This window comes from [Clostridium] aminophilum (assembly GCF_900101295.1).
GTDB classification, from domain to species: Bacteria; Bacillota; Clostridia; order Lachnospirales; family Lachnospiraceae; genus Clostridium_R; species Clostridium_R aminophilum_A.
In genome coordinates this window covers 1-9620 of the sequence record NZ_FOIL01000080.1, presented here as the reverse complement: position 1 = coordinate 9620, position 9620 = coordinate 1, and the positions used below count along the sequence as shown (strand labels likewise).

Genomic DNA, 9620 nt, shown 5'->3' with positions numbered 1-9620 from the left:
TTTTACAAAAACAATTCCTTCTTCTTTTTTGACCCTTACAAGCTGCTTCCGAAGTCTCTTCAGGGTATGAAGGGTAATGTTACCGGTATAAACTGTGCGTATTCCGAAAGAAGCCTCACATTCCTGAACGAAAGTTGAGATCTTCTCAAAAAGTTTTGACTGATTCCTGGTGACAGACTTTTTCCAGACAAATGTGTACTTATTCGCATTTGCTTCAATCTTAGTACCATCAATAAATATGGTTTTCGCGGAGATTTCACCCAATTCGCGAAGCTGTTCCGTTGTCGCTGCAAGGATAATTTTAGAACATTGCGATAAATGAAGAGATACGAAACGAGCAATCGTGCTGTTGTCAGGCGCAGGCATCCCCTCAAGAAGATACATGAAGTTAATGTCCCGGTGACATGCAGTTTCGATTGCACGGCTGGAAAATACTCCATTCATCGCTGCGTAGATCATGATCTTGAGCATTTGTCTCGGTGACGCCTGATTTTTCCGGATTCTATCATAAGTAGTGTATAGATCCGAAAGATCCATTCCCTCCACGAATGCGCTCAGAAGGCGAACCGAATCATTTGCCGGTATCATGTGTTCGAGTTCAAGCGGAAGCTTGATTTGATAATATACAGTGATTTTGCTATAATCACCCTGTAAAATGTTGGTTAGTCGCATAACTATATTTTACACCATCAGCCGGGCTCTTTGGAGCCCGGCTGAATTCTTTTTACAGGAAAAGGGCCGACGCACTAACTTGAGTTAGTGCGCCAGACCCTTCGTCATATTCTATTTCCCGCAAATGTAAAGACACTGTCAAAGATTATGCACTTCCATTTCAAGTTCCTTCAACTGCTCAATTATAGTCTCAAATCCAGGATAATCTCCATAAATCATATTCTTCATAGCAGCATAATCCTGCTTTACTGCATCCATAATATGATCCGCCGGAATCAACGAAATCTCCTTGAGTGTAGCAGTTTCATAATGAGCACTCTTAGCATAATAAAACTTTTGCTTAAAAATGACATCCTTCTCCAATAATTCCTTACGAGCAAATGCTTGCTCCTTAACCGGACTATTCATCATGCAATAGACATCATACAAATGTCTCGCATACCTTGGCGGCAAATTTTTATTTGCCGGAAAATTCGCCATCTTATGCAGTATGGTTAGCTTCTCCCAAAATGTTCTCTCAACATCGATTGTAAGAATCTCCGTCACTTTCCTAGCAAACAATTGCGGGTACTTCTCAGATACAAAAGATTGAATATCTGTAACATGTGATGGAAGCCACTCCGCTAATGGTCCAATCTCTAATCTCACCTTATCCCTAAGATATTCCACCTCAAACAATTGTGGATAATAGAAATTGATAACCATTTCATCATTTTCATCTACAGCAACCCACTGACCACTCCCTAAGATTTCTTCTAGTTCGCTATTTAAACATGGCACTAAATCAGATGCATAAAATTCTGCAGCCCTTGCATTTACCAATTTATTATACTGATCTTGTTTCGTTTTGCTTCTGTCATTCCATGGATCTTCATCCGCCGGAACAATCTTTCGCCAATCAAGAATAATATCTATATCCTCTGAAAAACGTTCAATAACATGATACGCTTTAGAAAGGCTTGTACCGCCCTTGAACACAAATGCATCTTTATACTTACAGTCATGAAATAAGTGATGCAACATAAAGCAAACCCAATAATCTTTTTCTACAATGTCGGGTCTAAGTCCCATCGAAAGAGAAACAGCTTGAAATACTTCCCTCTTTTCTTCACCTGATAATTTCAAAAAACGATTCATTACTATTCGCACACCCTTCTTACTACGTCAAAAATCCAAGCAGCCGAGTCAGTTGTTTCTTTTAACAACATGCTCTTTTCTTCAGCATTTAACTTATTTTTAAGAACAGCTACTATATTCTCATCAATATTATTCTTACCAAGAGTTTTCAGTGCTTCAACGACCATAATGGAAACCGGTGACATAAACGATATCTCACGGTTTGTCTTATGTTTAAAGGACAACGTAATATTATCCCACGAAAATTCTCTATACGGGCCATCACTTACATAGGTCCAAACAACCGGAACCTGTGTGGACAATCCCAGTTTGTTCAATGCTATATCTCCACATGGTGAAATAGTCCAATGATACTTTTGAGCTATCGCATTTGCCACCTTTTCCGGATCCGCAGGCAAATATTCTTGAATGACCTTGCTAAATCTTGGTTTTTCATATGTGCCATCCATTACACGACGTATATTACCCTCTTCTACCTGACGCCCCAAACATTTACGAATGGTAGGCAACGATGCCATATCCTTAAAATCTGTCGTAAAAAAGACTTCACCAGCTTCATATGACGCTATTCTATTTTTAATTTTATCGTATATTTTCTCAGCCATACAGCTCTCCTTTTTTGTCACGATTATTATACAACTATCGTGACAAATATACAATATTCTGTTTTCATTTATTTGTCGACCTAGGAGATTCTATAGCTACTAAAACTATAATTATAATTCAACTTGTTACTTCATTATTCGGGCACCAATTTTTCATGAATTATATGAATCTATAACAAATTATATGGGAGTTGATGTTTCAGAAAGCCCAATGTTTATGGGCTTTTATCGATGTTTATAAAGATTTATGGAGATTTATGAAAACCGGCTTCACATAACATTCCAAATCACAAGATCATTGGGAAGGCTGCTGCAGACGATCCAGCTCAGATGATCCCGAATAAAAACTTCCTAAAATACTTTGGTGACCTTAAAAGCTATATCCGGAAAATCAGATAATACAAGCGCTGTTTTCAACACATAGTCTTTATTTATTCTGAACCCGCCACCGATTGCATTTACATCTTCAACGAAATCTGTTATCTCTTCCTTGGCATTGTGGTTCTCCCACTGTTCAGAAGCGATGGAAAGCAGAAGGTCTGAATATGTAAGTACAGTACCGCCGCTGTTAACCCGGATGAAGATATTCAGAACCTTATCCAGTTCGTCTGTTTTTTTCCTTATAATAGCTGAGCGTAAGAGATGTGTGGATTACCTTATGCAGCTGTGACAGTGTATTTGTCGCAAACTTCGCTTGCTGTTTTGTATAACTGAACTCTTCAGAAAAACTGATATTATCCGTCACATATGTAGCAACGTCTCCGAGATCATCCATCTCCAAGATCTTACCCACTTCAAACCAGTATTCTTCAGATGTATTTTTCACTGTATCACAGATCTTAAACTCAAAATCATATTTATTGGTGCCATCTTTGGCAGTGTCAATCAGATTCAAATACAGTTTTCTCACAGGATAAGCGTTATCGTTTTTCTTCTGCTTATACTTCAGTCTATAGGCATATGTCCCTTTTAATCCGATATAGATCGATGTAAGGCGTTGCTGTCCATCCAAAACCGCAGTTACTCCATCCGCGCATTTTAGATCAGCCTTCTTATTATGGGCAGAGTTCTTTTCATGATAGTTTTTCAGGAACTCATAAAAATCATAATCCCCCAGTTTATCCTTGCTGATCTCCCAGAAAAGGAGAGTTCCTATCGGATAATCCTGCATTAGGCTATCAAAAAGAGTTTCAATCTACGTTGTATCCCATACATATTCTCTCTGGATTGATGGAAGAACATATTTATTTGCAGAAATATCCTTCATTACCTCGGCTATCGTAAGTGGTGTTTCGTAAGCCACAAAAGCCTGCCTCCTGTTTTTCAGATTTTCATTGTACTCAGCATCTCCTTAAGCATATGCTGAACATCTATAACATACTCCAAACATCCTTTGGCAGATGTAATTGTCAATCTATCTCGATGAGCAGATGGATTCCTATAATCCAAACGCACCTTTTCTATAAAGTGATAATCCTTATCTATTTCCGCCTCAACTCTACGCCGATCGGAAAACTTAAAAAGATCATTTCTTGCGTAGTCAAGGAATTCGTTCTTTGTACCCATATGGCCTGCCGAATAACCGACTATATTTCCATCAGAATCATATTCACGCTTCATGCCAATCACAGAGACAACCGACCCCAGAGTAAACTCACTATCAGTAATCACATTCTCAGTAATCTGTCCCCTATTCCATTGCCTAAGTGTAAAAGGCCATCTGGACACAGAATTATATTTGCGTGCAAGATAGTTCTTATAAGAGAGGAAGAATCGCTTGGTTGTTTCTACCTCTAAAGCCTTTGTAACAAGAAGGCATACGCCAGAATAATCAAAGGTTTCGCTGTCCTTCATTTTGATCATGGTTTCATAATTACTCTTTGCAGTAATCAAGAAGGCCTTACTCTTTTCATCCAGCCGTCCCCATACCTCTTCCGTCAGTTCTCCAATTAAATAATCTTCAAAATACTTATGATCTTTTGTTGACAACGCAGATTGTGTAAGCGTACTGACTATTTCAGCCACCTTATCCTGAAGCTGTTTCAGCGCAATCTCTTTAACTGCATCGTCACCACTTTCCAAATCATTTTTGAGCGATACTCTTGCCATTTGAATCTGATCAAAAGAATCCTGAATAATAGCAGCATCAATGCCAAAGCCAGACAAAATATCCTGTTGAAATGCAATCATCTGATCCTGTTGAGCAATTCTGGCATCCTTTTCCTTAAGCTGCTCTTGATACTCTATTTCTCGCGCTTCCAGTTCTTCTATTTTCTTGTTTCGCTCATCCGCCTGCAGCAACGCCTTTAACCGCTCTATTTCAGCAGCTTGCTCTTTTATCTTTTGCTGATCTTGCGCCTGCATAATAGCTTTCATATATGCCTGCAAACGATCATTACGTTTTTTTACCTCATCTCGTTCGTTTACAGCTTGTATTCTCTCTTGTTGAAGCCAGTTGGCCGTTGCCAGATTTTCTTTATTAACATATACACTTTCAGCTTCTCCTGCATATTTGGCATCTCTTATATCCAACACCTCGTTAGTAACATATACGCAAACTACTGGAGAGAGTTTTTCCATGTAGGCCATCAGGCGTTGATTCATTGCTGGATTCACGTTGTCTCCAACGAACTCCTGCCCCGGGGCAGAAAAAGAAATAGTAATACTCCTTTTATTCTGAACGCACTCTTGAATCTGTTTCCTATCATATGTGGATAAATCGTGTAAAACTATGTATCGATATTCTTTGTCATTATCGAGAAACTCTTTCACGCTAAAAAACTCCGCAGATTCAATACCAAGTTTTTCTGCATCAGCTTTTGTCTGCATTAACGCAGCCTTATATCTGAAAACCATAGCAGTCTTAGCATGTTCCCCAGAATCAAGTTTTTTGGCAAGAAATAATGATGTTGTTCTCTGCCCTAAACCAACAGTCATTACAACACTCAAATGCTTTGCACCATCATTGATTTTGGGCATAACCTTATCCAAGCAGTCCAACTGGTAATCTCTTAACTGTATATCCATCATTATCCTTCCCTCTTCACATAATGCAGTTCTATATCATACCCAAGCGCCTCAAGCATCTTAACGAAGGTATTATTCACAACTCCTTCGTCGCGCTTGATCAGCTTATTGACATAGGACGCCGGCGTGCCAACTTTCTCAGCCAGTTTCGCCTGAGTCATCTGTTCTTCCACACATTTAACTTTTATATCAATTTCAATATTGTTCGTGACCATTTTCTTTCCTCAATCACCCTATAATAAAATTATGCGATTCACATAAGATGTTCTACCACAATATGCACCGCCTGAATAGTCCCTAAATAAAAAAATCGGGATGCCCTCAGACACCCCGACGCTTCATTACTTCCTAAATTTCCACCGTATCTCAATCTTCTGTCCTGGCCAGACAAGAACCTTATCTACAAACGCTTCTGTTAGCTCTCTCGTAAGATGATCAGCCTGGATTTCTCCCATACTGACAGATAATCCGTTTGGCATGGCATCCGCCTCATCTTCAAGCTTCTCCACCGCTTCTTTCTGCATCCGGATCTTCTCATTCAGCCGCTCTTCCAACTGCTCATATATCTGCTTCTGCTGAATAAAGGTATCCTTCTCCATCATTCCAGCCTTATAGGATTCAAAGGACTCCTGCTGATCCTCATACAGCTGGTCTAAGGACCGTTCCATTTCTTTCAGCCGCTTCTGCGCATCATGTATCTTACCCTGCTGCCTTTCCTTTCGTTCCTCATAGATACTCTCCAACCCCGCCTTCAAGTCAAATTCCTTTTGCAGTGCTGACAACACAGCCGCCTCAATATCTACATCAATGATGGAATTCCTATCATGCTTGTGATTGATATTAAAGTAAGTAAAAGCACATTCATACTTTGGTCTGCCGCTGTTGGCATGCCGCATATTATGTCCGCAGGTTCCACACTCCACCATGCCGGACAGGCAGTGCTTTGGATATACTCTCTTCACTTTCTTATTGCTCTGAAGACGCTTCTGAGCTTTATCGAAATCCTTCTGGCTAACAAGCGGCTCATGCATGTTTTTAACGATCTTCCACTCATCTGGATCAAGGATCTTTTTATCATTTCCGCCTACTGGCTCCTGCTCATACTTGTGATACACCACATGCCCCAGGTACGTCTGGTTGCAGAGCATCCTTCGGACACATACCGTTGTCCAAAGCAGCGTTGCATTGTGGCGGATATATCCGTTCCCAATCTTTCTCTTCAATCGTAAGTGCTTCTTTCTTGGCCGAAGGTTTACCCATATCACTCTTTACCGACTTCTTGCAAGGATTAGCAATGAGTACATCATTCTCTCTTGCAAACTCAAGCATGTTATACAAAGCTATTCTAGTTTGATAAATTGTGGTGGTCTTATAACCCTCTTCAGCCATCTTGAAAAAACTCTCTAACAATGAAGTGGCTTCACATCTGTCAAAAGCTTATTTCCCGTCACACACCTGATATTGCGTTCATATCGCTCTGTGTAATTCCTGACCGTATTAGGTCTTACTGTCTGCTTCTTAATACTGATCTAATAATCAAACCAAGCCATCTACAAGCATATCGGAAGCCTGGTCTAAGTCACTGTGTTAATCAATATAGGTAGCATCAGCAAGCCACTGTCTCAAATCTTGAAGTTTCTTGGATTTTTTCTGTCTACGATTGCCAAATTTGTCAACGAACCGGGCTTGATATGTGCCATTGGAACACTAGACAATCCCTTCTCCAAGTTCTTTTCCTTTGAGATCTTTTCCCATTTCGAGGCTCCTTTCCAAGCAGAGAGCCCCTAAACTAGCACAGTACATTGTGCACTAATTAGGGGCTTTTTGCAATGTTGTTTCATTTTCGGTCGAGACGAGACAAAACGAGTCAAAACGAGTCAATTTCGGTCATGACTCTTGTAATATGGTTGCAATATCACCATCAATACATACGCTTCTATCTGCAATTTCCTCTGGGCAGAATGATTCACCATAATTTAAGCAGGCATATACCGCTTTTTCATTTGCCAGCGTCATCTGCCAGAACGGATACTTTATTATTACAGGCGTATTAGCTCCTACTCCCAATTCAAGATAAAGAACATGAAGATTCTCATGTCTGCGAATAAAATCAGAATATGCCGCAGATGCCCTATGCCATCCTCCATCCTCGACAAAAGAATCATCCGCTCTCAAATTCATAGTCATATCAGAGCCGTCATCAGGGCACTTTGGAATCATTTCAGAAGGAATTTTCATCAATAGCTTACCATCAATCGGTACCTGAAATACTCCCTGATCATCTCTTACAAACCCTTGTGCTTCCATAGCTTTCATTACCCACTCTTCATTATCAAAGGTTTTCTGAATAGCAGGATTCACGCTCTGAAACAAACCATAATCACCCTGAGTATAGAACAGTCTTTTCTTGTCAAAACCTGCTCTTTGAAACTGGTGATCTACATTTGTTGTGATAACAAAATAGTCCTTATCGGAAACCATCTTAAGAAGATCCCTATACACTGGCTTTGGAGCATCAATATATCTGTTAAAATAAATATGTCTCGCCCACCAGGCCCAGCGGATTTCTTCGCTCGGAAACGGATAGAAACCACCTGAATACATATCTCTTATTCCAAATCTTTTTGCAAAGTCATAGAAGTATTTTTCAAAACGTTCGCCACTGTAAGTAAACCCTGCTGATGTTGATAATCCTGCACCCGCACCTATAACAATGGCATCTGCTTCCTTGATTTCTGTTTTAAGTCTGTTTATCTGTTCTTCTTTGTTTCCTTTACCATAGGACCTGCTTGTAGTAAAGTATCTCACAGCATTCATTCCTTTCTCTATAGTTTCCTGATAACCATTAGGCATATGATCATATAAGTTTTTCATAAATGGCCTTATCTTCATCTTTGAAAACATTGAATATCACCCTTTCTACCTTACCAGGATTATCACGGAGCCATTCTGATACAGTCTTAACGGCAATCTCAGCTGCTTTTTTGTTAGGAAAATGAAATACCCCTGTCGAAATACAGCAAAAAGCAACGCTCTTCAGGCCATTTTCAGCACACATATCCAAAGTGTTTCTATAGCAGTTCTCCAAATCCTTTTCCAATTCCGGAGTAAGTTTGTACTGGACAATTGGTCCTACTATATGAATTACTTTCTTTGCCGGAAGATTATAAGCTTCAGTGAGCATTGGAACGGCGGTCGGCTGTTCATAGTCTCATTCGAAGTTCATTCATCTGCCTGTAGCACTCAGCTCTTAATTGCACTCCTGCAAAAGTATGGATACAGTTATCTATGCAAGTATGCATCGGAACAAAACAACCAAGCATCTGCGAATTAGCGGCATTAACAATGACATCCACCGAAAGTCTTGTGATATCCCCTTGCCAGATAGAAAGTCCATCCCTGATAACCGGGATGTCTGATAGATTCACCACACCCTTTTCAGCTGCTCTCTCTAATAAATATTCATCCTGTACTTTCATTACATCAGAGGACAATTCTTTCGGCATACGGATATTCATAAGTGACCTTAAGATTCGTCTTTTATCTTCCGTACTATTTGGCGTCTGTATTTCCTTATATTCATCAGAATCTGCCTTGAATCCTTCTACAAGATAATCAAGACGTTCTTCCTGTGTTTTATTATTAGACATATTCCGCATCCTTCTAAAAAAGACTCTGAAGTAAACACCTCAGAGTCTCATTGTTAAGCTTCTTTTGCCAACAGTTCCTGCATTCCGGATCTTAAATCATTAAGAGTGTATTTTTTCATCTCTGATTCCATCGCTTCCTGGATGCTTTTCAACTTATCATCCAAAAGTAAATGGATATTCCTACCAACAGGACACTCTGGATTTGGTGATTCATGAAATCTAAATAAATCTCCATCCTCCAAAGGCTCAATTGCCTGATACACATCATAAAAAGTTATGTCTTTAAGATCTCTTGTAAGCTCTATTCCGCCTGTTCCTCTGATAACATTTATTAGTCCTGCGTTCTTAAGCTGAGTAAGTATCTTTCTAATGATGACGGGATTCGTATTTATACTGGCGGCAAGAAAATCGCTCGTTACCTTGTGTTCATCTTTAAATGTATCCACACATGTAAAAATATGAAGTGCAACCGTAAATCTGCTTGATATCTGCATTTTTAATCTCTCCATTCCATTTTGGTCGGCGCAGA

The 9620-nt window shown here is 39.7% G+C and carries 10 protein-coding genes and 1 pseudogene; all 11 read right to left on the bottom strand.

Annotation, left to right across the window (positions count from 1 at the left end; translation table 11 throughout):
* Positions 1-672 (bottom strand): transposase (locus tag BMW41_RS13350; RefSeq protein ID WP_143050885.1); only part of this gene is annotated, 672 nt, incomplete at its 3' end.
* A gap of 138 nt (positions 673-810) precedes the next feature.
* Complete coding sequence (locus tag BMW41_RS13345; protein ID WP_074650659.1) at positions 811-1809, bottom strand: nucleotidyl transferase AbiEii/AbiGii toxin family protein; 999 nt, start codon at positions 1807-1809, stop codon at positions 811-813.
* Positions 1810-1811: 2 nt separating this feature from the next.
* Positions 1812-2414, bottom strand: a complete 603-nt coding sequence (locus BMW41_RS13340) for a DUF6088 family protein (protein WP_074650657.1) — start codon at positions 2412-2414, stop codon at positions 1812-1814.
* A gap of 595 nt (positions 2415-3009) precedes the next feature.
* Positions 3010-3585, bottom strand: a complete 576-nt coding sequence (locus BMW41_RS15095; RefSeq protein ID WP_074650655.1) for a GmrSD restriction endonuclease domain-containing protein — start codon at positions 3583-3585, stop codon at positions 3010-3012.
* 24 nt (positions 3586-3609) lie between these two features.
* Positions 3610-3717, bottom strand: coding sequence for a DUF262 domain-containing protein (locus tag BMW41_RS15090; protein WP_242870359.1), 108 nt, complete (start codon positions 3715-3717; stop codon positions 3610-3612).
* Positions 3718-3737: 20 nt separating this feature from the next.
* A complete protein-coding gene (locus BMW41_RS13330) occupies positions 3738-5444 on the bottom strand; it encodes a DEAD/DEAH box helicase family protein (RefSeq protein WP_143050884.1) in 1707 nt (568 codons plus the stop codon).
* Positions 5444-5656, bottom strand: a complete 213-nt coding sequence (locus BMW41_RS13325; protein WP_074650651.1) for a helix-turn-helix domain-containing protein — start codon at positions 5654-5656, stop codon at positions 5444-5446. The genes BMW41_RS13330 and BMW41_RS13325 overlap by 1 nt, the downstream gene beginning before the upstream one ends.
* Positions 5657-5782: 126 nt before the next feature.
* The gene (locus BMW41_RS13320) at positions 5783-6664 is read right to left on the bottom strand and encodes a recombinase family protein (protein WP_074650649.1); all 882 of its coding nucleotides are present in this window, start codon (positions 6662-6664) and stop codon (positions 5783-5785) included.
* Positions 6665-7328: 664 nt separating this feature from the next.
* Complete coding sequence (locus BMW41_RS13315; RefSeq protein WP_334292500.1) at positions 7329-8258, bottom strand: SIR2 family NAD-dependent protein deacylase; 930 nt, start codon at positions 8256-8258, stop codon at positions 7329-7331.
* 40 nt (positions 8259-8298) lie between these two features.
* Positions 8299-9091: pseudogene (locus BMW41_RS15380) on the bottom strand (protein-ADP-ribose hydrolase).
* Between the two features lie 53 nt (positions 9092-9144).
* Entirely contained in the window at positions 9145-9585 is a 441-nt protein-coding gene (locus BMW41_RS13305; protein WP_027112095.1) for an Rrf2 family transcriptional regulator, read from the bottom strand.
* Positions 9586-9620 lie beyond the last annotated feature (35 nt).